The following is a 22,123-nucleotide window of genomic DNA, read 5'->3' as shown; positions in this document are numbered from 1 at the left end:
AGGAGACCCGTGATTCTCCGAAAGAGGACTCTTATGAGCGATTTTGATACCGTGCCCGTCAACGGCGTCCCAGCCGACGCCGTGATCCTGGATGTCCGCGAAGACTACGAATGGGTAGCCGGACACGCCGAGGACGCTGTGCACATTCCCCTGGACCAGCTTCCGGCGCGGCTTGACGAACTGGACCCGGACCAGGACGTCTATGTCATCTGCCGCACTGGCGGACGGTCCTTCCGCGCCGCGCAATGGCTCACCGGACAGGGCTATACAGCCATCAACGTGGCCGGCGGAATGGACCAGTGGCTCGAGTCCGGCAAGCCACTCGTGTCCGACAACGGCCTCAAGCCGCTCATTCTGTAGTTCAGCCCGAACCTGCGTCCCGTCACCACAGAGGAATCTATGCCTGCGACACGTGCTACGTACACCTTCCTCGGGCCTGAGGGGACGTTCACCGAGGCGGCGCTGATGCAGGTTCCGGATGCCGCCGATGCCACCCGCATCCCGGCCTCCAACGTCAACGCTGCACTGGACATGGTCCGCGATGGCGCTGCGGACGCAGCGATGGTCCCTATCGAGAACTCGGTAGAAGGCGGGGTCACGGCCACCCTGGACGCCATCGCCAGTGGGCAGGAACTGCGAATCATCCGCGAAGTCCTGGTCCCCATCAGCTTTGTCCTGGTGGCCCGACCCGGTGTGGAGCTGGCGGATATTCGACGGATTTCCACGCACGGCCATGCCTGGGCACAGTGCCGTCTCTGGGTGGATGAGAATATTCCAGGTGCAGAATATGTTGCCGGCTCCTCCACAGCGGCGGCAGCCATGGGCCTCCTGGACGGCGACGCCCACTACGACGCCGCGATCTGTGCGCCCATTGTGGCCCAGGAGCAGCCAGGGCTGACAGTCCTGGCGGACAACATCGGCGACAATCCGGGAGCAGTGACGCGGTTCATCCTGGTGAGCAGGCCGGGCGCACTGCCCGAACGGACCGGTGCGGATAAGACCACGGTGGTAGTCCCGCTTCCGGAAGACCGCCCGGGTGCGCTGATGGAAATCCTGGACCAGTTCGCCACGAGGGGCGTGAACCTCAGCCGGATCGAATCCCGGCCTACGGGTCAGTACCTGGGACACTACTTCTTCAGCATCGACGCTGACGGGCACATCGCGGACGCCCGTGTGGCAGATGCTTTGGCCGGTCTTCACCGCATCAGCCCGGCCACCCGCTTCCTGGGCTCGTATGGACGGGCTGACGCCCAAAGCTCCAGCGTCGCGCAACACACCTCCGACGAGGCATTCCAGGCGGCGCATGAATGGGTGGGGCAGATTCTGCAGGGGGAATGAACGCCGCCTGACGCCGGCTACGGCTTCGCCCACAGCGTAGGCCAAGGTACTTCCGCGGGATAGTTACTGTGCGTATGCTTGCTTGATCCACTTGGGGGATGGCCCCTAATGAAGGGAACAGGTCATGAGCACCAGCAGCACAGACAACGACGGTCAGGGCATGATCGTTAATCCGAAGCCCACAGCCGACAACCAGGACTGGGACGGGGACGACGCTGACCGCGCCGACCGCCTGCGCTTCGAAGAGGAGCAGGCTATGATCCGTGAGCAGTCCGAGGCACGTGCCGCGAAGGCTGCTGCAGAGGCTAAAACTGCCAAGAAGGCAACTGCCTGAGGCCGGGCCGGCTCAGGCCGGTTGGCCCTTGACCCTTATCAGGAGCGAGCGCGGTTCCACCCGGACGGTGAGCTTGGTGGCCAGCCCGGATGTGTCGCCGTCGATTTGCGTGGGCATGGGCTCCGGGCACTTGATGACGATTCGGCCGGCCCGGTACATCGTCATGATGGGCAGGTTGCCCTTGTGTTTGAACAGGATTTTCGCGTACATGGCCAGCCAGCCGATGGCGCTGCGGGGGCTCATAACCACCACGTCCAGCATGCCGTCATCGATCATGGCTTCCGGGATGAAATCGATCCCGCCCGGGACCAGCCCACAGTTGGCAAAGAGGACGCTGCGGATGTTCCGGACCTGCTCAGGCTTGTCATCCAGCGCGACTGAGACCTTCCTTCGCCGCCCCGGCAGGTGACGCATTCCGGCTTCGGTATAAGCGAGCCAACCCACGGCTTTCTTTAGACCGGCATTGGTATCAGCGAGTATTTCGGCGTCCATGCCGATCCCGGCGATCACCAGGAACACGTGCTCGGAAGAGTGTCCCGTGCGGGAATTCTCGATGCCCATCCGCGCGGTATCGATGTAGCGCTGGCGGCCGAAAAGCGCTGTATGCACGTTTGCGTGAAGGTCGTTGACATCCAGATCCACGTTTCGCGCCAGGAGGTTGCCCGTCCCCAGCGGAATCAGGCCCATGGCCACATCCGTGTGCGCGAGGGACTCAGCCACCACCCGCACGGTGCCGTCGCCACCGCCCACCAGAACGACGTCGGCCTTGTAGTCCAGCGCCGACCGGGCCTGGGAATACCCCGGGTCCTCGGCGGTCGTCTCCAGGAAGAGGGGTTCGTCCCACCCCGCTGTCAGGCAGGCGCGCCGGATGGCTTCCTTCGCTTCGGGGGCACGTGCCTTGACGGGGTTGAGGATGACCACCACGCGTTGCTGAGTGAGTCCCGTTTCGTGCGCTTCTTCATGGACCGCGCTGCGGATGTGCAGGGCCTTGAGCTTCCGGACGCCCCACCAGCTGGAGACGGCGAAAGCCAGCGCCGCCGCGCTTAGGACGTAGAGAAGCCAGTCGTTCATGGTGCTTCAACAGTATCCCGGCCGGGGCGCCGCGATTCCCCCAGTCCGGCCGGGCAGTATTGGTCCCGCCGGATTCGATACTCTTGTCTGGTGATCGACGTAAAAGACCTCAGCGAAAACCCGGACAAGTTCCGTGCCAGCCAGCGCGCCCGCGGCGCAGACGAATCAGTGGTGGACGCGATCATGGCCGCAGACTCCGCCAGGCGTGCTGCCCTGATCCGGTTTGAAAACCTCCGCGCCGAGCAGAACGTCTTCGGCAAGAAGGTGGCGCAGGCCAAGGGCGATGAGAAGAAAGCCCTGCTCGCCGAGGTCAAGGAACTGGCCAACACTGTTAAGGCCGCATCGGCCGAAGCAGACGCTGCCCAGGCCAAGCAGGACGAACTGCTGCGCAGTATCCCGAACCTTATTGAGGCCGGCGTCCCCGAGGGCGGCGAGGACGACTACGTGGTGGTCAAAACCGTTGGAACGCCCCGCGAGTTCCCCGATTTTGAGCCGAAGGACCACTTGGAAATCGGTGAGCTGATCGGCGCCATTGACATGGAGCGCGGCGCGAAAGTTTCGGGCTCACGCTTCTACTTCCTGCGCGGAGTGGGTGCACGCCTGGAGATGGCGTTGCTGCAGATGGCCATGGACCAGGCCATCGAGGCCGGCTTCGTTCCCATGATCACCCCAACCTTGGTGCGCCCCGAAACCATGCAGGGCACAGGCTTTGATGTAAAGCACGACGCCGAGATCTACCGTCTCGCCGAGGACGACCTTTACCTGGTGGGCACCTCCGAGGTTGCCTTGGCCGGCTACCACGCGGACGAGATCCTGGACCTGGCGGCCGGCCCCATCCGGTTCGCAGGGCAGAGCTCCTGCTACCGCCGTGAGGCCGGCTCGCACGGCAAGGACACCCGCGGCATCATCCGTGTCCACCAGTTCAACAAGGTGGAGATGTTCGTTTACACCACGGTGGAGAAGGCCGCAGCCGAACACGAACGGCTCTTGGCCTGGGAAGAGGAGATGCTGGCCAAGTGCGAGCTCCCGTACCGCGTCATTGACACCGCCGCCGGCGACCTCGGCATGTCCGCGGCCCGCAAGTTCGACTGCGAAGCCTGGGTTCCGACGCAGGGCGCCTACCGTGAGCTGACCTCCACCTCGAACTGCACTACGTTCCAGGCGCGCCGCCTGAACATCCGCGAGCGTGTGGTCAACGACGAAGGCGTTGCCAAGGGCACCCGTGCCGTAGCCACCCTCAACGGCACGCTGGCCACCACCCGCTGGATCGTGGCCATCCTGGAGCACCACCAGAACGCCGACGGCTCGGTCAACGTCCCGGTCGCACTGCAGAAGTACCTCGGCGGCATGGAAGTCTTCCCCGTTCTCTAGCTTTCGCTCCGCGGCGCGGCACCATTCCTAGGCTTGTTCGCGGATCCGAACCTTGAAGGTCCGGTCCGCGAATAGGCCTGGGAATCTTCGTTCCGAGGCTTCCTCAATCGCCTGACTTGTCCACATAGGGCACGCTGCCTGCTGACAAGCGGCCCGGCGACGCGCGGAGCATGATATCCGTGGCGATATGACCGCCGAGGAAGCTGTGTAAGCGAAAAGCTCCGCGAAGGCCGGATCCGCGCGCTTGGATATGGGTTTGTTCGCTGGAGCTGGGCCGATGTGGATAACCCTGGCCGGCTGGGGCGCAAACTCCTGGCCGCGGGCGTGCGTCCACGGCACCGGAGCTACTTCGCGCATCTGTGCGTTCCAGGCTCGGATTTGCGAACAAGCCTGGGAATCCCGTGTCACGCGGCGGGGAATTGACCATCCGGCGGGGAATCTACGGCCGGCCGGGAGGCGGACAGCGTCCCGAAGGTTAATACTCACACCGGGGATAACCCTGTGAGTATTAACCGGGTGTTCATGCGCGCTGTGGCCTGCGTCCTAGCCGGTTTTAGGGGGTCTCTGGTCTACTGGATGTATGACTACATTGACTGAAACCACAGTCGCTGGCATCGATGACCAGCGGATCGCAAGCGAAAACAGCACCACCAAGTTCATGGTTGCCCTGGACGTGGACGGAACCCTGGTGGACCACGACGGCCACATGTCAGTGCCTGTCCGTGAGGCCGCCCAGGCCGTTGTCGCCGCAGGGCACGATGTCCTCATCGCCACCGGCCGCTCCCTGAACGCCACGCTGCCCATCATCGAGCAGATCGGCATCGACCGCGGCTACGCCGTCTGCTGCAACGGCGGCGTGACCCTCCGGCTGGATCCGGACCTGACTGACGGCTACGAAATCATCCACAAGGCCACCTTCGATCCGGCCCCGGCGCTCCGGGCATTGCGGCAGAAGCTGCCCACTGCGAAGTATGCGCTGGAGGACGAGGACGGCAATTTCCTGTCCACGGAACGATTCCAAGACGCCAGTTTCGGCGTCGAGGCCATCGGCGTCGACTTCCAGACTCTGCTCGAAGCCATCGCCGTCCGCCTTGTGGTGTTCAGCACCGAAAACACCCCGGAAGAGTTCACCGCAACCATCCAGGAGATCGGACTGGCCGGCGTCACCTATTCGGTCGGCTGGACGGCGTGGCTGGACATTGCCGCCGCCGGTGTGACGAAGGCCAGCGCGCTGGAACGGCTCCGTGGCCAGTTGGGGACTGAACCCCACCGGACCGTGGCTATAGGCGACGGCCGGAACGACATCGAAATGCTGGGCTGGGCCGGGCGGGGCGTCGCCATGGGCCAGGCCCCGGAGGAAGTGATCGCTGCCGCGGATGAGGTCACGCATTCCGTGTTCGACGACGGCGCCGCCCACGTGCTGCGCAGCCTCCTGCCGTAGGGCTGCCTCCGCCGCCGGAGCCTCGTTTGGAGTTTTTGTCCAGATAATGCTGCCAACCCCATTATCTGGACAAAAACCCGTGGGCGCTTGCCAAACGCTAGGCCCCCTCGAACCAGCCCCGGGAAGGGTTGCTCACGGCCGGTACCGAACGGTGCAGCTCAGGCTGGGCCGCCCAGCGCACGCCGTTTGCGAGAACCCGCTGGATCTGCGGGTGGTGGTAGACCGGGTATTCCTGGTCGCCGGGGCTGAAGTAGAAGATCCGGCCCTTGCCGCGGGTGAACGTGACCCCGGACCGGAACACCTCGCCGCCGGCGAACGAACTGATGAAGATCAGGTCGTCGGGGTCCGGGATGTCGAACAGCTCGCCGTACATCTCCTGCTCGGGGATGACGATGGGGCTGTCCACACCCTCGGCGATGGGATGCGACGGCTTGACGGTCCACACGAGCTCGCGTTCGCCCTCGTTCCGCCACGCCAGCGAGCAGCTGGTGCCCAGCAGCCGGGTGAATACTTTGGCGAAGTGCCCCGAGTGGAGCACAATGAGCCCCATTCCGCCCAGGACGTGCCCGTGGACGCGTTCGACGACGGCCTCGCTCACCTCGGCGTGGGCCATGTGGCCCCACCACAGCAGGACGTCGGTGTCGGCGAGGATGTCCTCGTCGAGGCCGTGCTCATCGTCGGTGGCCAGGACCGCCGTCGTGATCTCGGCGTCCGGGTAGTAGGAGCGCAGCCCGGCCGCGATGGCACCGTGGATGCCGTCAGGGTAGATCTCCCCGATGTGGGACGGCTCGTTGAGGGCCTCGTGGACGCCCTCGTTCCAGACCCGGATTCTCAGCTTGTTGTTCATTAGAGACGAACCTCCCTTTGCTCCTGCGCCGATTGGTAGCAGGCGTCGATGATTTGGGCCCGGTAGAGCGCCTGGGATCCGTCGTGCCGGCCCCAGCCGTCCGCACCGCCGCGCACCGCCGCCACGAAGTCGTCCACCACGGCCTGATGCGCCTTGCCTGGCAGGGTCTGCGGCATGTAGTCGGCGTTTTCGCCGTCCTTTTCCGTGAAGACCCTCAGCTTACCGACAGGTGCCAGCGGGGTGCCTTGGACCTTGAGCTCGGCTCCGCCGTCGGTCCCGTAGACCATGAAGTCCAGCACGTCGTCCGTCTCCCGGTAGCTGGCCCAGCCGGCCTCTATCAGCAGCGTTCCGCCGCCCTCAAGGCGCAGGAACGCGGACGCGAAGTCTTCCACCTCGAACGCGTGGCTGGTGGCCATCGCTGTGTAGCGGTCGTTGCCGCCCCGGCCCCGCGGACCCAGCTCTGAATGCGTGGTGGCGGACACGGCCACGACTTTCGGTTCGCTGAGCAGGTGCAGGGCGTAGTCGAGGGCGTGAACGCCGATGTCGGCAAGCGGCCCGCCGCCTGCGAGCTCGGGGTTGGTGAACCAGCTCCCCAGCATCGGGATGCCGGAGCGGCGCAGCCAGGAAGCCTTGGCGTAGTACGGGCGGCCCACGCCGCCGCCGTCGATCACTTCCTTGAGAGCCTGGATGTCACCGCGGCGGCGGTGGTTGAAGGCGATGTCCAGGACGCGTCCGGCCTTGCGGGCGGCGTCCACCATGGCCTGGCCTTCGACGGCGTTGCGTGCGATCGGCTTCTCGCTCAGAACGTGCAGGCCCCGCTCGAGGGCGGCGATGGCGATGGGTGCGTGCAGGAAGGTCGGCACTGCCACGCTGATCGCGTCCAGGCCACCGTGCTCCAGCATCTCTTCCCAGCCGGCGAAGGCGTTAGGAATGGAGTATTCGGCCTGCAGTGAGTCGCGGAGGTCCTGTTCCATCCCTGCCAGCGACACGATGCGGACGCCTTCCAGGGAATCGTAGGCCTTGAGGTGCTGCTGTCCCGCCCAGCCAATGCCGACGACGCCCACCCTCAGTTCCTGTACTCGTGGTTCTTCCAGGGCAGAAGCCTGCTGGCCGGGAGACTGCTCGTTGCTCACGGATATTTCCTTTTCTTGTATTGTTTGGGAACTTGATTGGTGAGGTTTTAGCCCTTGACGGCGCCGGCGGTCATGCCGGACACGATGCGCTTCTGGCACAGGAGTACCAGGATGACGAGCGGGACCGTGATGATCACCGACGCGGCACTGATGGTGCCCAGCGGCTGGTCAAACTCGCTGGTTCCGCTGAAGAACGCGATCGCTACCGGGACCGGACGGGCCTCCGGCGAGGTGGTCAGGGTGACGGCGAGCAGGAATTCGTTCCAGACCGAGATGAACACCAGGATCGCCGTGGTGGCAAGGCCCGGGACCGCCAGGGGCAGGATGACCTTGCGGAAGGCGGTGAACGGCGTGGCCCCGTCCATGTACGCCGATTCCTCGAGCTCACGCGGAATCTCCTTGAAGAAGGAGGTCAGCGTGTAGATCGCCAGCGGCAACGCAAACGTCAGCTTCGGGATGATGAGGCCCAGGAGCGTGTCGTACAGGCCGATTTCGCGCCAGATCGAGAACATCGGGGCCGCGATGGCGATGGCCGGGAAGGTGGTGACCGAGAGGATGAGGGTCAGGATCATGGCTTTGCGGCGCATCTTCAGCCTGGCCAGGGCGTAGGCGGCGAAGGAAGCGAACACCAACGCCACCGTGGTGGTGACGACGGCGATGATCACCGAGTTGCGCAGGGCAAGGAGGAACTCGGGGTTCTGGAACACCGCCAGGTAGTTCTCGAACGTGGGCTGGCTCGGGAACAGTTCGCCCTTGGACAGGCTCACGCCCTGCTTGAGGGACGTGTTGACCAGCCAATAAAACGGTATGAGCGAGAAACCCATAACGGCGAACACGAAGATCCACACGACCGGGTGCAGCTTCGCCTCACCGCGGAGCCTGCGCTTGGGTGACCTGCGCTTCGGTACCCGACCGGGGGCGGCGGGTGCCGCCGTCGTGCGCTGTGCAGTCAGGGTGCTCATTGTTCCTCCTTGGCGACTTCACGGATGTTGCCCCCGGCGAAGCGGATGTAGACCACCGAAACGGCCATGACGGTGAGGAAGGTCAGGATGGACAGCGCCGATCCTTCGCCCACCAGGCGGTTCTCGCGCAGCTGGGTGTAGGCGAGCATCGACATGGACTCGGTGCCGTTGGCGCCGCGGGTGAGCACAAACGGCAGGTCGAAGACGCGCAGGGCATCCATGGTGCGGAAGATCGCCGCCAGCACGATCGCGGGACGCAGCAGCGGCAAGGTGATGTTGACGAAGGCCTGCCACTTGCTGGCGCCGTCGAGTTCCGCCGCCTCGTAGGTCTCGGCCGAAATGACCTGCAGGCCGGCCAGGATGATGAGGGCCGCGAATGGCGTCGTCTTCCAGACGTCGGCAAGCACGATCACGGCCATCGCGTAGCCGTGCTCACCGAGCCAGACGACGTCGCCGTCGGGCAGGCCCAGCGTCGAGAGGACGTTGGTGACGAGTCCCAGGTTGGGCGCGAACATGGTTTCCCAGGTGATGGCGCTGACCACGGTCACCACCGCGTACGGCAGCAGGACCACGGTGCGCAGGAGTGCGCGGCCCTTGAAGGCGAGGTTGAGCAGCAGTGCCATCGCAGTGCCGAGCACCAGCTCGAGGGAAACCGAAAGTCCCGCGAAGAGGAAGGTCTGGCCGAAAGCGGCCCACCAGTGCGGCCCGCTGAGCGCCGTGATGTAGTTTTCCAGGCCGACGAAGCGGGACAGTCCGGCGGTGCGGACGCTGTACTGGTTCAGTGACAGCCAGAGCGCGTAGCCGATGGGGACCGCTGCCACCAGGGCCATGACGATCAGGGACGGTGCGGTCATCCGGAACGCAACGCGCCGCTCCGCCCGGTCGCGGCCGTTCCCGCCGCGGCTCTTCACCCCGCGACTGTTCAACCCGCGGACGGGGGACAGGGATTTGAGTGCCATGATCAGAAGCTCGCCTTTGCGGTCTTGATCTCTTCAGCCATGCTCTTCACCGCGTCCTCGGTGGAGGCGGCGCCGGAGAGCACGGCGTAGACGTTTTTGTAGATCGCCTGCGAGATCTGCGGGTAGACCGGGGAGATCGGGCGGGGCTTGGCGCCCTTGACGGAGGCGAGCAGTTCGGCAGCGAACGGCATTTTCGCCAGGACGGCGGCGTCGGAGTAGGCGGCTTCATTGACTGGGGCCTGCGAGAAGTCCATCGCCACGTGCTTCTGCCAGTCCGGGGTGGTGGCGAAGTCGATGAAGGACGCTGCCCCTGCCTGGTTGGTCGAGTGGGCCGAGATGGCCAGGTTCCAGCCGCCCAGGACGCCCGAGGCCTTGCCGCCCTCCCAGGCCGGAAGCGGAGCCACGCCGAAGCTGCCTGCCAGCGGGGTGGCGTTGAGCAGGCGGAATACGTGCGGCCAGTTGCGCTGGTACCCGTAGTTGCCGGACTCGTAGGCCAGCCGGGCCGGGTCCTCGTTGTAGGTCAGCACCGCACGTTCCGCCGAGCCGTCCTTGAGGCCTTGGCTCATGAAGTCGAACACCTCACGGGTCTCCGGTGAATCGATCTTGACCTCGCCTTTGCTGTCCAGTACCTCTCCGCCGGCGCTGTAGAGCATCTCCAGGAAGTTGACCGTGAGGCCCTCGTACTGCTTGCCCTGGTAGACGAAGCTGTTGCCGGGGGCCGCGGCTGCCTCAGCGTAGAGCTGCTGCCAGGTCTCCGGCTTAGCCACCTTGTCCTTCTGGTAGTACACGAGTCCCGCGTTGGTGAAGAACGGGGAAGCCCAGTACTTGTCCTCGTACTTGGCGGTCTCCACGGTGGAGGGGATGAGCCGGTCCTTGTTGGCCTCGACGAGCTTGGTCTGGTCCAGCAGCCAGCCCTGGGAGGCGAACTCGGACGTCCAGATGACGTCCGTGAGGAAGATATCGCATTCGGTGGACTTGCCTTCGAGCCGCTGCACGGCCTGCGCGCGGGCCTCGTCTGTAGTTGCTCCGATTTCGGTGTACTTGGCCGTGACCTTGCCGTTCGCCGTGGTGAAGGCCTCCGCCGTGCCTTTGTAGATCCCCGAGGCGTCCTTGCCGCCGCAGATGTTGATGCTGCCGGTGGCGCCAGCGGCCGACGCCGGATCGGCAGCCGCCGCGTTTTCCGCACCAGGGGTGGCGGCGCCGCCGCCGCACCCGCTCAGCAGCAGTCCCGCAGCCATGGCCGCAGCGGCGACGGCAACGGTGCGCGGACGCCGCCGGAAACTGCCGTGCAGGGCGGTGGTGCGCGCCACAGCCTGGGATGGTGTGGTGTCCTCCTGGAGCGGAGAAGAAGGTCGAATCAAGTCCACGAGTGGCTCCTTTGCCTGGCCGGCTTCTTTTCGAATTCTACTTTTGGAATCGATTCCAAATTGGAGCCAAAGCGCCCCGCCGGAATGCCTGGAATCGATTCCAAAGAAGTGTGACAGGCGCCACGTGAGGCTGTCAACCCCTGCTTAGTTCTTCGTCGAGTCCCGAACTACGAGCTCATGCGGGAGGAATATCCGGCCGCGGCGGTGAACCCCCGGCACTGTCATCCTCGCCAGGAGCTCTTCGAAAGCCAGACGGCCCATGTCATAAGCCGGCTGTCTGATCGTGGTCAGCTCCGGGACGCACATTTCCGCCTGCACTGAGTCATCAAAACCTGCCACGGCGATGTCGTCCGGCACGCGGAGCCCGGCGTCGGTGATTTCACGGACGCATCCGGCGGCGACGGTATCACTGCCGCAGAACACGGCGTCGGGAAGGGGGGCAGCCTTCAGCAGCTTCCTGGTGAGGCGGCGCCCGGTGTGGAAGTCGAACTCACCTTCCACGAACAGCGTCTGGGCCGGCGAGATGCCCGCTTCGGCGGCCGCCTGGCGGAAGCCTTCCTCGCGCAGCCGGCCGGAGCGGGCGGCTCTGTTGCCGATCATCGCCAAGCGGCGGCCGCCCGTTTCAATGAGGTGCGTGGTGATGTCGAAGGCGGCCTGCCGGTCGTCGATGGATACGCCGAACGCAGCCTCGGAGTCGGCGATCTCGCAGACCTGGACAACGCTCAGCTGCTCGGCCATTTCGTCGACATCCTCGTCCGGCATCGTCGGCGAAAACATAATCAGCCCGTCCACGGATCCGTTGCGGAGCATGTCCACCAGCTGCTGTTCCCGTTCCGGATCCCCGGCGGTCGGGGCGATGAGGCTGACATAGCCCGACGAGGCCGCGGCGTCGCCGACACCCCGGAAGGCTTCGCTGATGATGGGCGAGTTCAGGTTCTTGGCGAGGGCCAGAATGCGCATGGTCCGGTCCCGGCGCAGGTCGCGGGCAGAGGCGAGGGGGCGGTAATTGAGCTGCCGGATGGCCGCGGTGACCTTTTCCTTGCTCGACTCGCTGACGGCCGGACTCTTGTTCAAGACGCGGGACACGGTCCCTACGGACACCCCTGCTGTCTTGGCGACGTCCTGGACTGTCGCTCGCGCCATTCGGTTGTCCTTCCGCGACCAGTGCTGCTGGTCCTTGCCGCCATGCCCGTGCCGTGCCGTGCTGCGGCCGGTTTTTCCTCAGCATAGCCGCCCGCAGGCCCGGGTCGTGATCCACTGGGGCGCCCCCGGCCGGAACAGCGCGATCGCCGCGGCTGCATTGACCAGGGACCATTGCTTGCCATTTTCCGTGGTCACGATCCACTGTGCGGACGGCGTGGCTTTGGCCTGCTCGAGGCTTATGGTGGCCAGCGACGCGGCTCCCGACTGGCTCGCGTTCAGCACGCCGCCGTTGCCTGTGAGTACTCAGCCGTCCTTGTTCGTCAGGACCCAGCGGCGGTCGCTGGCGAACTCGTCATCACGGCTCACGGCGTTGAACGTCCACAGCTGCGGGCCGCCGCCGGCAGCGTCCGTGCCCAGCTCCTCGATCGAAGCGCCTCCGTTCGCACGCGCCGTCAGGTACTTGCGGCTGGTCTCGGCGGTGAGGTGGTAGGTGTGCCCGTCCAGAACTGGCGCGGCGTCCTCCGCAACCCCGCTGACGCCGTCGACGACGAACGTCACCACGGATGCGGCAGGAACCTCCAGCGTCGCGGACTTGGCCGCCGTGTTGACGGCGACCGGGGCACCCTTGACGAGCGCGTTGCGCTCGATGTCGTACAGGGTTGCCGGGCCAGAAGCCGCCCACCTCGCTCATCCACAGAGGCTTGTCAGTGGAGCTGGCCAGGTCGCGGACGCGGCGGCGGTCGTTGGTGCCGTACGTGTGGACATTCAGCTGTGGGATCGTTCCTGCTCGCAGCGGTGACGGCCGTTGTGCTCGCAGCGTTTATCGGCGACGGCGGTGCCGGATTCGGTGCCTTGGCCGGGCTGGCCGCGGGCGCGGCCTGGGTTGCGGCTTGCTTGGGCGTCAACTACCTCTTTGAACGCCGCAGCCTCATGCTGTTCGCCATCAATGCCAGCTACAACATCGTGACGTTCACGGCGATGGGGGCGATCATCGGCGCCATGCAGTAGCGGCGGCGTGAGTCAGCTGCGTTCAGCGCACCTCAAGGATGAGTGCCAGCAACCGTGCAGCAGCGGGGCGGGCAGCGTGTTCCTCGTTCCATTGGGACCGGGCCACTGCCTTGCTGACGGCCTGGGTGGTGATGCTGAGTTCCTGGGCCACCGCTTTCTGCTGTCCGCGGACGCCGGGGGTCATGAGGTCCAGCACGCGCCATTCAGCCCCGGATCTGTCCCGCACAATATGGCCCAAAAGCCGCAGCACGGACTCAGCTTCGTAGGCGATGTCCGCCAGCGGTCCTTCCACGGCAATCGGGATGCGTTCCTTGCTGTTCCGGAGCCGGTCCACCGCGCGCCGGGCATAGATCAGGCCGTGGCCGGAGGCGTCCTTGATCTGGTTGGGAAGCGGCTCGTTGACCGGCCCGACGCCGAGTCCCACGTACCAGGAACCGCAGCGCAGGGCGATCAGGACAGCCTCCACGGCCTGATGCGGGCAGTCCACAATGCCCTGGACTTCATCCTCCACCGACCGGTCGAAATCCAGGCGCGCGGGTATGTGCCGCAGGTCCTTCAGCAGCTGAGGGACGCGGTCGCCGTCGCGCCGGCTGTCGGTCTGGTTGATGGTCAACGTGAACATGTGAAACACAGACTACCGGTTAGTAGTTGGCCCGAGGCAAGTCTGCGAGGAGTCACTCAGGGCCAGGGTTGTGCAGCGTACCGATAGGTGTTGCGATGGAGGCTCGGCTGCCGACGGCGGCGCGCAGCTACGTGAGGATGGTCATGGCCGGCAGCATGGGGCAGGACAGTTTGGGGCAGGAAACACTGGACCTCGTGGACCGTTGGTGGCGGGCCGCGAACTACCTTTCCGTGGGGCAGATCTACCTGCGCTCAAATCCGCTGCTGCGGGAACCCCTTGCTGCGGACCACACCAAATCCAGGCTCCTGGGCCACTGGGGCACCACTCCCGGGCTGAACTTTGTGTACGCACACCTCAACCGTGTGATCCGCCGGGACCAACAGGAGATGCTCTTCGTTGCCGGCCCGGGCCATGGCGGTCCTGCTGTTGTGGCGAACGCCTGGCTTGAGGGCACGTACTCGGAAATCTACGGCCAGGTGGGCCCCGACGAGGCAGGAATGGCCGAACTCTTCCGCCAGTTTTCCTACCCCGGCGGCATTCCCAGCCACGCGGCGCCGGAAACCCCGGGTTCCATTAGCGAAGGCGGTGAGCTCGGGTACGCGCTGGCCCACGCCTACGGGTCCGTGTTCGACAATCCCCAGCTGATCACCGCCGTCGTGATCGGCGACGGCGAGGCCGAAACGGGGCCGCTCGCGGCGAGCTGGCACTCGCACAACTTCCTGGATCCGGCCGCGGATGGTGCAGTCCTGCCCATCCTGCACCTGAACGGCTACAAGATCGCCAACCCTACTATCCTGGCGCGCATGCCGCAGGAACAGCTGGAGCAGCTGCTACGCGGTTACGGCCACGAACCGTATTTCGTGACCGTCGAGGACCCGAACGACACGGAGCAGGCGCACCGGGACTTCGCGGCCGCCGTCGACACCTGCCTGACCGGGATCCGCGCCATCCAGGACTCCCGCCGGGGCGGGGCGGGCGGGACAGCGGACGACGGCGGCACTGCGGCCGGTGCCGCAGGAAGCGCCGCCACGCCGCACTGGCCCATGATTGTGCTGCGCTCGCCCAAGGGCTGGACGGGACCGCGGATAGTGGACGGACTCCAGGTGGAGGGCACTTGGCGGAGCCACCAGGTCCCGCTGGCGGAAGTCCGCACCAACGGCGCACACCTGAAACAGCTGGAGGAGTGGCTGAACTCCTACCGTCCGGAGGAGCTGTTCGACGCCGAGGGCAGGCTTAGGCCCGACGTAGCCACGAATGCGCCCACCGGAAACCTCCGGATGAGCGCCACCCCGCACGCCAACGGCGGACTCCTTCGCACACCGCTGAAGCTGCCCGCCTACGCAGCCCACGCCGTCGACGTTGCGGCGCCGGGAACCGAACGGATCAGCCCCATGATCACCCTGGGCTCGTGGATGCGGGACGTTATCTCGCTGAACATGGAGAACTTCCGCCTCTTCGGGCCGGATGAGACGGCATCTAACCGGCTTCAGGCCGTCTACGAAGTGACGGACAAGGTCTGGCAGTACCGGATTGACGACGTCGACGAGCACCTTGCGCGTTCGGGCCGGGTTCTGGAGGTGCTCAGCGAGCACCTGTGCCAGGGCTGGCTGGAAGGGTACCTCCTGTCCGGCCGGCACGGGGTGTTCAGCTGTTACGAGGCCTTCATCCACATTGTGGATTCCATGTTCAACCAGCACGCCAAGTGGCTCAAGGTCCACCGCAAGCTCCCGTGGCGCCAGCCCGTGGCGTCGCTGAACTACCTGCTCTCGTCCCATGTGTGGCAGCAGGACCACAACGGTTTTTCGCATCAGGATCCCGGCTTCATCGATCACGCGGTGAACAAGAAAGCCGAGGTCATCCGGGTGTACCTGCCGCCGGACGTGAACACGCTGCTCTCGGTCATGGAGCACTGCCTGGCATCCACCGATTACGTGAACATTGTGGTCAGCGGCAAGCAGCCGTCGCCCACCTGGCTGGGCCCGGCCGACGCAGCGAACCACTGCCGCCGCGGCCTGGGCATCTGGGAATTCGCGGGTTCGGAGGTGCCAGGGGAGGACCCGGACGTTGTTCTGGCCTGTGCCGGGGATGTGCCTACGGTGGAAACAGTGGCCGCGGCCGAACTGCTGAAGCGGGGCGTCCCGGGGCTGAAGGTCCGCGTGGTCAACGTTGTTGACCTGATGCGGCTCCAGGACGTAAGTGAGCACCCGCACGGCCTTCCGGCGTCGGACTTTGACGGCATCTTTACCCCGGACAAACCGATCATCTTCGCCTACCACGGCTATCCCTCGCTGATCCACCGGCTGGCCTACCGCCGCACCAACCAGGACGGCCTGCACGTCCGCGGCTACAAGGAGGAAGGGACCACCACCACGCCGTTCGACATGGCCATGCTCAACGGGATCGACCGCTTCCAGCTGGCCATCGACGCCATTGACCGCGTACCCGGCCTGGCCGAAAAGCACTCGCTGCTGCGGCAGGACCTTCAGGACCGGCGGATCCAGGCCCGCGGACACACCCGCACGCACGGCGAGGACCCGGAGGAGATCCGGAACTGGACGCTGATGGCCCAAAAGGAAAGCAGCTAGGCCAAGAGATCGGCCAGCTGGCCGGACGGAACGTGGATCCAGCCTTCGGTTAGAGCTGCGGCAGCATAAAGGTCCGGTGGACGGAGAGTCTGGGTCGCCGCCACGGCGCGGGCGGTCAAAGAGGCGATCACCGCGTCAAAAAGGTCGTCGGAGGCAGTCAGTCGGTCCTCGTTGCCGGCAAGGTCCAGCCATGGCGCCGCCGCGACCAGCTGCTCCAGAATCACGCCAAGACGCTCGGACTCAGAAGTGCCCCGGCCTTTGTAGCCACGGGCCTGGAGACCCCAGACTTTGAGGGACGCTGCAGGGTAGACCTCGGCTAAGCGGCCGGACCCGTCCCTGGCCTGCGGCCCGTGCTCAGCGGCGATCTTGGCCTGAATCACAGCACACCGCATGGCCGGGTGGGCGAGCCGGTCGGCGGAGACGCTTAGCGGAATCAGCCCGGTGTGCCCCGTGACGAAGCGGTCAGTTTCCCGGTAGGCCAGCAGTCGGCGTCCCTCGATGCCGTCGTGGTCCAGGACTGGATGCGCGTCAAAATTCAGGTGTCCTGTCAGGAACGGCAAGAAGGCGTCCGGCCAGCCAACTGGGCAGTCGATCGCGGTCATCGAACTGGCGCCGAACAGTTCCACAATTTCCCTGTCATGCACGTCGAGGGCGAGGTGCTCCAGACGCGCAATGCCAGCACCCCATTCCAAGACGGCGACGGCCGTCTTTTTGGTCGCCGCTGCCAGATCGACGCCCAGTGTCCTCATCGAGCCGCACGGTACTGCAGCGCGCCGGGAATCCCGCCAGTCTGACCAAGGCCGTCGCCGCGGGCAAATCCGGCCCACAGCCGGCGCATCTCGCGGCCCACGGCGTCGATCTCATCCCACGTTGCGCCCTTGAGGAGCCCGGCGGCGGCCCACGTCTGCTGGTTTCCGAAGAGCAGCGGCAAATCAACGGTGTGTGCGGCGCGGTAGGAGTTTCCCGGTGCACCCCAGGACAGCAGGTAGCTGTAGGCCTTGCCTCCCGCGCGGGCGTGGCGGCGGGCAAACTTGCGGGCGGATCGGCCGTAGACAGCCTCCGTCACCGCCCAGTTAATGGCCCGCACGGCGGCCGCGCCGAGGACCGGGACCTTGCCCAGCCGGCTGACCATCGGACTTCGGGGAAGGAACAGGCGGGCCTCGCCGGAGGTGTGCCCGATCAGCACTTCGATGCCCGGGGCCGTGGCGTTCCAGGCGGCCTCAACGCGTGATTCCGGCGGCAGCGGGGCGTGCCCGTACTGGGTGCCGAACGGCATGGCCGCCATCAGGCCAAACTTCCGGGCCACCTGAGACACGTGGTCTTCGATGGCCACAACGTCCAGCATCGGGGTGTCCTCCGTGACGGCTTCGGCGGCGATGCCCATGGCACGGCTCATCTTGTGCCGGCCGCGGGTGATCCCCAGCGGTGCACTCTGGATGATGGCCCGCTGGAACAGGGACGGTGCCTCGGGCGTCGCCATGAGGTGGGCTACGGAGTCGCCGCCTGCGGACTGCCCGAACGCTGTGACCCGCCCCGGATCCCCACCGAAGGCCGCGATGTTGCGCTGCACCCACCGGAACGCTTCCAGCTGGTCCAGCAGGCCGAGGTTCGCGGGCCGGCCGGTGCCGGTGGCCAGATACCCGAACAGGCCCAGCCTGTATGTAACGGACACCACAATGACCCGGTTCTCGGACACCAGGGACTTGGCGTCAAAGATCGCCAGGTCACCGGAGCCCGACGTGTAGGAGCCGCCGTGCAGCCATACCATGACCGGGACCTGCTCGCCGTCGGCAAGTCCGACCGGAACGGTGATCGACAGGCGCTGGCAGTCTTCACTTCCAGGGAGCTCGCCATACCGGGTGCCCAGGACGTCGTCCAGGAACGGAACGGGGCCCTGCGGGCAGGCGGGCGCGAGGGTGGTGGCGGCATAGCTGGCGGTCCAGTCGGACGCTGCAACCGGAGGTTGAAAGCGGCCTGCAGCGGCATAGGGAATGCCGGTGGCGCGAACCACCTCACCGTCCCGCCACCCTGTGATGGGCCCGCACGGCGGCTCAAAATGCGGCGGTTCAAAATACGGGGGATTCGAAGGCTCGGAACTCACCCTCCACCTTAAACCACAAACGTGGGCCCACGGCCGCAGGGTTCCCTGGCCGAGCTTGCGAGGGTAGGGCGCGGACGGGGAGGGTCACTTCCTGCCCAATTCCGGACGTGGAATGGGCGGGAAGTGACCCCGCGTTGCTGAGACCGCGCGGACTAGTGCGCTGCCGGCACGTAACGCTTGATGGAGGCTTCCAGCTCGGCCTCGGCGGCGGCGCGGTCGCCCCAGCCCTCAGCCTTGACCCACTTGCCCGGCTCCAGGTCCTTGTAACGGGTGAAGAAGTGCTCGATTTCCTTGATCAGGAATTCGCTGACATCGCTGATTTCCTGGATGTGGTCAAAGCGGGCGTCAACCGGGACGCACAGGACCTTGGCGTCGCCGCCGCCGTCGTCGGTCATGTTGAAAACGCCGATGGGGCGGGACTCAACGATGACGCCGGGGTGCAGATCGAAGTCCTGCAGGAGCACCAGTGCGTCCAGCGGGTCGCCGTCTTCGCCCAGGGTGTTCTCGAAGAAACCGTAGTGCGTGGGGTACTGCATGGAGGTGAAGAGGACGCGGTCCAGGCGGACGCGGCCGGTCTCGTGGTCAACTTCGTACTTGACTCGTGATCCCTTGGGGATCTCGATGGTCACGTCATGCTTCATGGAATGCTCCTCGGCAATTGCAGGGGGTTCGCGGCACAGGAGACGAACAACAAAAAGGAGTGTCCGTGCCGCCGACTACTATTGAGGATATAGCGAGAGGCCCAGGTTTCAGGAACTTGCGGGGAAATTTCAGGACTTGAGGACCAGCACCAGCATGAAGGAAACATCGCGTCCCGCAGGCATAAGGGCGGCGTTCAGGCGCACGGTCCAGCGCGGACTGCGTGCCTGGCCCACCGCGCTGCTCCTGGCCGTGATCGTAATGTTGGCCCTCCCCGCCGCATGGCTGGTTGCCCCTGCTTTCGTCAGCCCTCCTCCTGCGGCGACACCCGAAGTGCCCGCCTGGCAGCAGGCCCCCACCGCGCTTTCCGCCAGAATGGGCCTTTCTCCGCTCAGGGAGTCGGCGCCCGTGCCGCTGCCCTCCGCGGTCGCCGCTCAGTTGGGCGGATTGTTAAAGCCCGACGGCGACGGCAGCTTCACGGGGCTGGTCCAGGATGCGCTCACTGGCCAGGTCCTGTTTGACCGCGGCGGTTCGGAGAGCCGGATCCCCGCCTCCAATATGAAGCTGCTTACTGCCGTGGCCGCCCTCCGCGCAATGGGGCCGGACCACCGTTTCAACACCAAGGTCCTGGCCGGGCCCGCTGCCAACCAGGTGGTGCTCACCGGCGGTGGCGACGTCCTCCTGGGTGCCGGGGAATCCGCGCCCAACCAGGTGATGGGCCACGCGGGACTCGCCACCCTCGCCACCGCCACCGTGAACGCGCTCCAAACCGCAGGAACAACCGGCGAGCTGACGGTCCTGGTGGACGACTCCCTGTTCACCGGCCCAACGCTGAACCCCGCCTGGGCAGACGGGGACGTTGCCGCGGGCGAGGTTGCCCCGCTTTACCCGCTTGCGCTGAACTCGGCGCGCTTTGACCCGGCCGGGACCACCGGCCCCCGCCCGCAGGACTCAGCAATCACCGCCGCCGAGGCGTTTGCCGCGCAGCTCAAGACGGCGGGTGCCGCTGCGGGACTCACGGTAGCGGCCGGCGTCGAACGTTACACCGCACCCTCGGGCGATGCGCCCCGGGCAGAAGAGCCTGCGGTCCATGCCGAGGTCCAGTCCGCCACGGTCGGCCAGCAGGTGGACCTCATGCTGCAGACCTCGGACAACTACCTGGCGGAGGTCCTGGGCCGGATGGCCTCGGCGGCTGCGGGGGAGCCCGTCAGCAACGACGGCGCCACCGGAGCAGTCCGCGCACAGCTCGCGGATTTGGGCATCCCTACGGACACCATGCGGCTCGCGGACGTGTCCGGGCTGGCGCTGGGCAACCAGGTCTCTGCCCGCCAGTTCGCGGAAGTGGTGCGTGCCATCACCAGCGGGACCGACACGCGTTTGCGGGCCGCGTTGGATGGATTTCCGGTCGCGGGGCTGACCGGAACACTGGACACCCGCTACGTCAATGGCTCCACGGCCCGCGGCGCCGGCCTGGTGCGGGCCAAGACCGGGACCCTGAATTCGGTCATCGCCCTCAGCGGGTATGTGGTGGACGCCGACGGCCGGCTCCTGGTCTTCTCCTTCATCGGCAACGACCTGAAGCCTGGCGCCGCCGGGAACCGGGAAGCCCTGGACCGAGCCGCCACGGCGCTCGCCGCCTGCGGCTGCCGCTGACCTGCTCCTACCGCAACCGGGTTCCTACCGTAACCGCTGCCCTGCGCCGCAATAGTGTTGCCGGGCCCCCACTGTTCGTGCGGGTCCTGACCGCTGTTATGCGGGCCTGCTCTATTAGGAGCAATTACTTGCGGCGCGGCGGGCGGAAAAACAAGTACCGGCTACTCGTGACACTTGACGGAGGCCAGCCCTAGGCTCAACCACACGCGGACTTCGTGTGTTCGGCTACGCAAAGAACGTCCGCCGTCGAAACGGCATGAAGGGGGAGGCTGGTGTCCATTTCCGATCAAATTCCGTGATGCCGCCCCGACCCACTCCCGCCAGGACGCGGAAGGTATGACCTTGTGCTTGAGGCCGCGCGTTCGGCGGCTCGCCGCGCCCCATAGAGGGCGTCTTCGGATCGCCTCAGATCCGGCGCGGTTCCGACAGCGCTGCCCCTCGGTGGGCTCCGAAACGGGGCGCCCGTGGCAGTTGCTGAAAGCAATTAATTCCGACAGCGAAGGCCACAATCATGTTCCAGCCAAGTAGGCGAATATTAGCCCTCAGTTCCGCTTTCACGCTGCTCCTGACGATGTCGACTGTGGCGTCGTGCGCGGCGCCGGATGCCGGGCAGGCGCAGCCCAACTCCACCGGCACTTCGGCATCGCCGTCAGGGTCACCGACAGCGACAGCGACGTCGCAGGCGCCAGAGCTGTGCGGGCCAGGGTCTGCGGTCAACTTCGACAAGACCGCCTTCCCAGGCTCTCCGACGATCGATAACAAGTGGTTTCCGCTAAAGCCAGGCACCGTGTACACCACCACCGGCACGGTCGCCGCTGAAGATGACACCACCGAGCGGACGGTTACACACACCGTAACCGGCCTGACCAAGGTCATTGACGGTGTGAAAACCCTGGTGATGTGGGACCGCGATTACCAGGACGGGGCTCTGGTTGAATCGGAGTTGGCCTTCTTTGCCCAGGATAACGCTGGAGCGGTTTGGCTCTTCGGTGAGTATCCCGAGGAGTTCGAAAACGACAAATTTATTGGGGCGCCCAATACTTTCATCCACGGGATTTCGGGGAGCCAAGCCGGAATTGCAATGCAAGCGCAGCCACGGACCGGCACGCCGGAGTATGTGCAGGCTCACGCGGCTTCAGTGGGTTTCCTCGATTGCGCGCGTGCCTACGAGGACAACGTAGCGCTGTGCGTTCCCACCGACTGCTACGAAGGCGTGCTGGTGATTGATGAGCACAATCCGCTGGAACCGGATGTAGGCCACCAGCGTAAGTTCTATTCAGCCGGCACTGGGCTGGTAAGGGTGACAGCCGAGGGTGGCGTGAAACAGGAAACCCTGGACCTCGAAAAAATCGAACAGCTCTCCGACGCCCAACTGGCCGACGTCAATAAACAAGCACTTGAGCTCGACCAGCACGGATATGAGGTCAGTAAGGACGTTTACGCTAAGACGGCTCCTGCCGAAGATGCCACCAAGACTCCGTGACGCGAGTGAAGGACAGCGCAACCGGCCGATTTCTGGAACGAACCACAGGCGCAGGTCACCGGATGC

The 22,123-nt window shown here is 65.5% G+C and carries 22 protein-coding genes; 9 read left to right on the top strand and 13 right to left on the bottom strand.

Translation table 11 applies throughout. The annotated features are described in order from the left end of the window. The first annotated feature begins 33 nt into the window (after positions 1-33). From CXR02_RS00430 to CXR02_RS00420, 3 genes are all read left to right on the top strand, one after another. On the top strand, positions 34-360 hold the full coding sequence (locus tag CXR02_RS00430) for a rhodanese-like domain-containing protein (RefSeq protein WP_104060193.1): 327 nt from the start codon (positions 34-36) through the stop codon (positions 358-360). Positions 361-399: 39 nt separating this feature from the next. Then, positions 400-1,338, top strand: a complete 939-nt coding sequence (pheA, locus tag CXR02_RS00425) for a prephenate dehydratase (protein ID WP_104060192.1) — start codon at positions 400-402, stop codon at positions 1,336-1,338. Between the two features lie 124 nt (positions 1,339-1,462). After that, a complete protein-coding gene (locus tag CXR02_RS00420; protein ID WP_104060191.1) occupies positions 1,463-1,672 on the top strand; it encodes a hypothetical protein in 210 nt (69 codons plus the stop codon). Between the two features lie 12 nt (positions 1,673-1,684). Here CXR02_RS00420 and CXR02_RS00415 read toward each other — a convergent pair whose 3' ends face one another. Continuing rightward, positions 1,685-2,743, bottom strand: coding sequence for a diacylglycerol kinase family protein (locus CXR02_RS00415; RefSeq protein ID WP_104060190.1), 1,059 nt, complete (start codon positions 2,741-2,743; stop codon positions 1,685-1,687). Between the two features lie 90 nt (positions 2,744-2,833). Here CXR02_RS00415 and serS point away from each other — a divergent pair, with 90 nt between their 5' ends. Then, positions 2,834-4,114, top strand: a complete 1,281-nt coding sequence (serS, locus tag CXR02_RS00410) for a serine--tRNA ligase (protein WP_104060189.1) — start codon at positions 2,834-2,836, stop codon at positions 4,112-4,114. A 580-nt stretch (positions 4,115-4,694) separates the two neighbouring features. Then, positions 4,695-5,555, top strand: a complete 861-nt coding sequence (locus tag CXR02_RS00405) for an HAD family hydrolase (protein ID WP_104060188.1) — start codon at positions 4,695-4,697, stop codon at positions 5,553-5,555. A gap of 97 nt (positions 5,556-5,652) precedes the next feature. On the opposite strand, the gene CXR02_RS00400 is transcribed toward CXR02_RS00405, so the two are convergent. The 8 genes from CXR02_RS00400 to CXR02_RS00365 form a co-directional block, all read right to left on the bottom strand. Next, a complete protein-coding gene (locus tag CXR02_RS00400; protein ID WP_104060187.1) occupies positions 5,653-6,402 on the bottom strand; it encodes a ThuA domain-containing protein in 750 nt (249 codons plus the stop codon). Continuing rightward, positions 6,402-7,496 (bottom strand): Gfo/Idh/MocA family protein, encoded by a 1,095-nt coding sequence (locus CXR02_RS00395; RefSeq protein ID WP_104060372.1) that lies wholly within the window; start codon positions 7,494-7,496, stop codon positions 6,402-6,404. The genes CXR02_RS00400 and CXR02_RS00395 overlap by 1 nt, the downstream gene beginning before the upstream one ends. A gap of 86 nt (positions 7,497-7,582) precedes the next feature. Next, positions 7,583-8,497 (bottom strand): carbohydrate ABC transporter permease, encoded by a 915-nt coding sequence (locus tag CXR02_RS00390; protein ID WP_104060186.1) that lies wholly within the window; start codon positions 8,495-8,497, stop codon positions 7,583-7,585. Then, complete coding sequence (locus CXR02_RS00385) at positions 8,494-9,456, bottom strand: carbohydrate ABC transporter permease (RefSeq protein WP_181037083.1); 963 nt, start codon at positions 9,454-9,456, stop codon at positions 8,494-8,496. The genes CXR02_RS00390 and CXR02_RS00385 overlap by 4 nt, the downstream gene beginning before the upstream one ends. 2 nt (positions 9,457-9,458) lie before the next feature. Further along, the gene (locus CXR02_RS00380; protein ID WP_258060645.1) at positions 9,459-10,823 is read right to left on the bottom strand and encodes an ABC transporter substrate-binding protein; all 1,365 of its coding nucleotides are present in this window, start codon (positions 10,821-10,823) and stop codon (positions 9,459-9,461) included. A 144-nt stretch (positions 10,824-10,967) separates the two neighbouring features. Beyond that, positions 10,968-11,966: a LacI family DNA-binding transcriptional regulator gene (locus CXR02_RS00375; RefSeq protein ID WP_104060184.1), complete on the bottom strand. Its 999-nt coding sequence runs from the start codon at positions 11,964-11,966 to the stop codon at positions 10,968-10,970. A gap of 78 nt (positions 11,967-12,044) precedes the next feature. After that, entirely contained in the window at positions 12,045-12,248 is a 204-nt protein-coding gene (locus CXR02_RS00370) for a hypothetical protein (protein ID WP_104060183.1), read from the bottom strand. Positions 12,249-12,269: 21 nt separating this feature from the next. After that, positions 12,270-12,527, bottom strand: coding sequence for a hypothetical protein (locus CXR02_RS00365; RefSeq protein WP_146072458.1), 258 nt, complete (start codon positions 12,525-12,527; stop codon positions 12,270-12,272). 210 nt (positions 12,528-12,737) lie between these two features. On the opposite strand from CXR02_RS00365, the gene CXR02_RS00360 reads away from it, so the two are divergent. Beyond that, the gene (locus CXR02_RS00360; protein ID WP_104060181.1) at positions 12,738-12,974 is read left to right on the top strand and encodes a DUF1761 domain-containing protein; all 237 of its coding nucleotides are present in this window, start codon (positions 12,738-12,740) and stop codon (positions 12,972-12,974) included. Between the two features lie 22 nt (positions 12,975-12,996). Here the strand turns inward: CXR02_RS00360 and CXR02_RS00355 are convergent, their stop codons facing one another. Continuing rightward, complete coding sequence (locus tag CXR02_RS00355; RefSeq protein ID WP_104060180.1) at positions 12,997-13,596, bottom strand: hypothetical protein; 600 nt, start codon at positions 13,594-13,596, stop codon at positions 12,997-12,999. Between the two features lie 143 nt (positions 13,597-13,739). Between CXR02_RS00355 and CXR02_RS00350 the strand changes: the two genes are divergently transcribed. After that, positions 13,740-16,181 (top strand): phosphoketolase, encoded by a 2,442-nt coding sequence (locus CXR02_RS00350; RefSeq protein ID WP_104060179.1) that lies wholly within the window; start codon positions 13,740-13,742, stop codon positions 16,179-16,181. Here the strand turns inward: CXR02_RS00350 and CXR02_RS00345 are convergent. From CXR02_RS00345 to CXR02_RS00335, 3 genes are all read right to left on the bottom strand, one after another. Beyond that, positions 16,178-16,930, bottom strand: coding sequence for a DUF429 domain-containing protein (locus CXR02_RS00345; RefSeq protein WP_104060178.1), 753 nt, complete (start codon positions 16,928-16,930; stop codon positions 16,178-16,180). The two genes, CXR02_RS00350 and CXR02_RS00345, sit on opposite strands and share 4 nt — an antisense overlap. Further along, entirely contained in the window at positions 16,927-18,282 is a 1,356-nt protein-coding gene (locus CXR02_RS00340) for a carboxylesterase family protein (protein ID WP_258060644.1), read from the bottom strand. Before CXR02_RS00340 ends, CXR02_RS00345 begins: the two co-directional genes overlap by 4 nt. A gap of 152 nt (positions 18,283-18,434) precedes the next feature. Then, positions 18,435-18,923, bottom strand: coding sequence for an inorganic diphosphatase (locus tag CXR02_RS00335; protein ID WP_056347687.1), 489 nt, complete (start codon positions 18,921-18,923; stop codon positions 18,435-18,437). Positions 18,924-19,077: 154 nt separating this feature from the next. Here CXR02_RS00335 and dacB point away from each other — a divergent pair, with 154 nt between their 5' ends. Both dacB and CXR02_RS00325 read left to right on the top strand, forming a co-directional pair. Further along, complete coding sequence (gene dacB, locus CXR02_RS00330; RefSeq protein WP_104060177.1) at positions 19,078-20,574, top strand: D-alanyl-D-alanine carboxypeptidase/D-alanyl-D-alanine-endopeptidase; 1,497 nt, start codon at positions 19,078-19,080, stop codon at positions 20,572-20,574. A gap of 787 nt (positions 20,575-21,361) precedes the next feature. After that, positions 21,362-22,057, top strand: a complete 696-nt coding sequence (locus tag CXR02_RS00325; protein ID WP_258060643.1) for a hypothetical protein — start codon at positions 21,362-21,364, stop codon at positions 22,055-22,057. Positions 22,058-22,123 lie beyond the last annotated feature (66 nt).

This window comes from Arthrobacter sp. 4R501, assembly GCF_002929755.1.
GTDB lineage: Bacteria > Actinomycetota > Actinomycetes > Actinomycetales > Micrococcaceae > Arthrobacter.
This window is presented reverse-complemented; position numbering and strand designations above follow the sequence as displayed.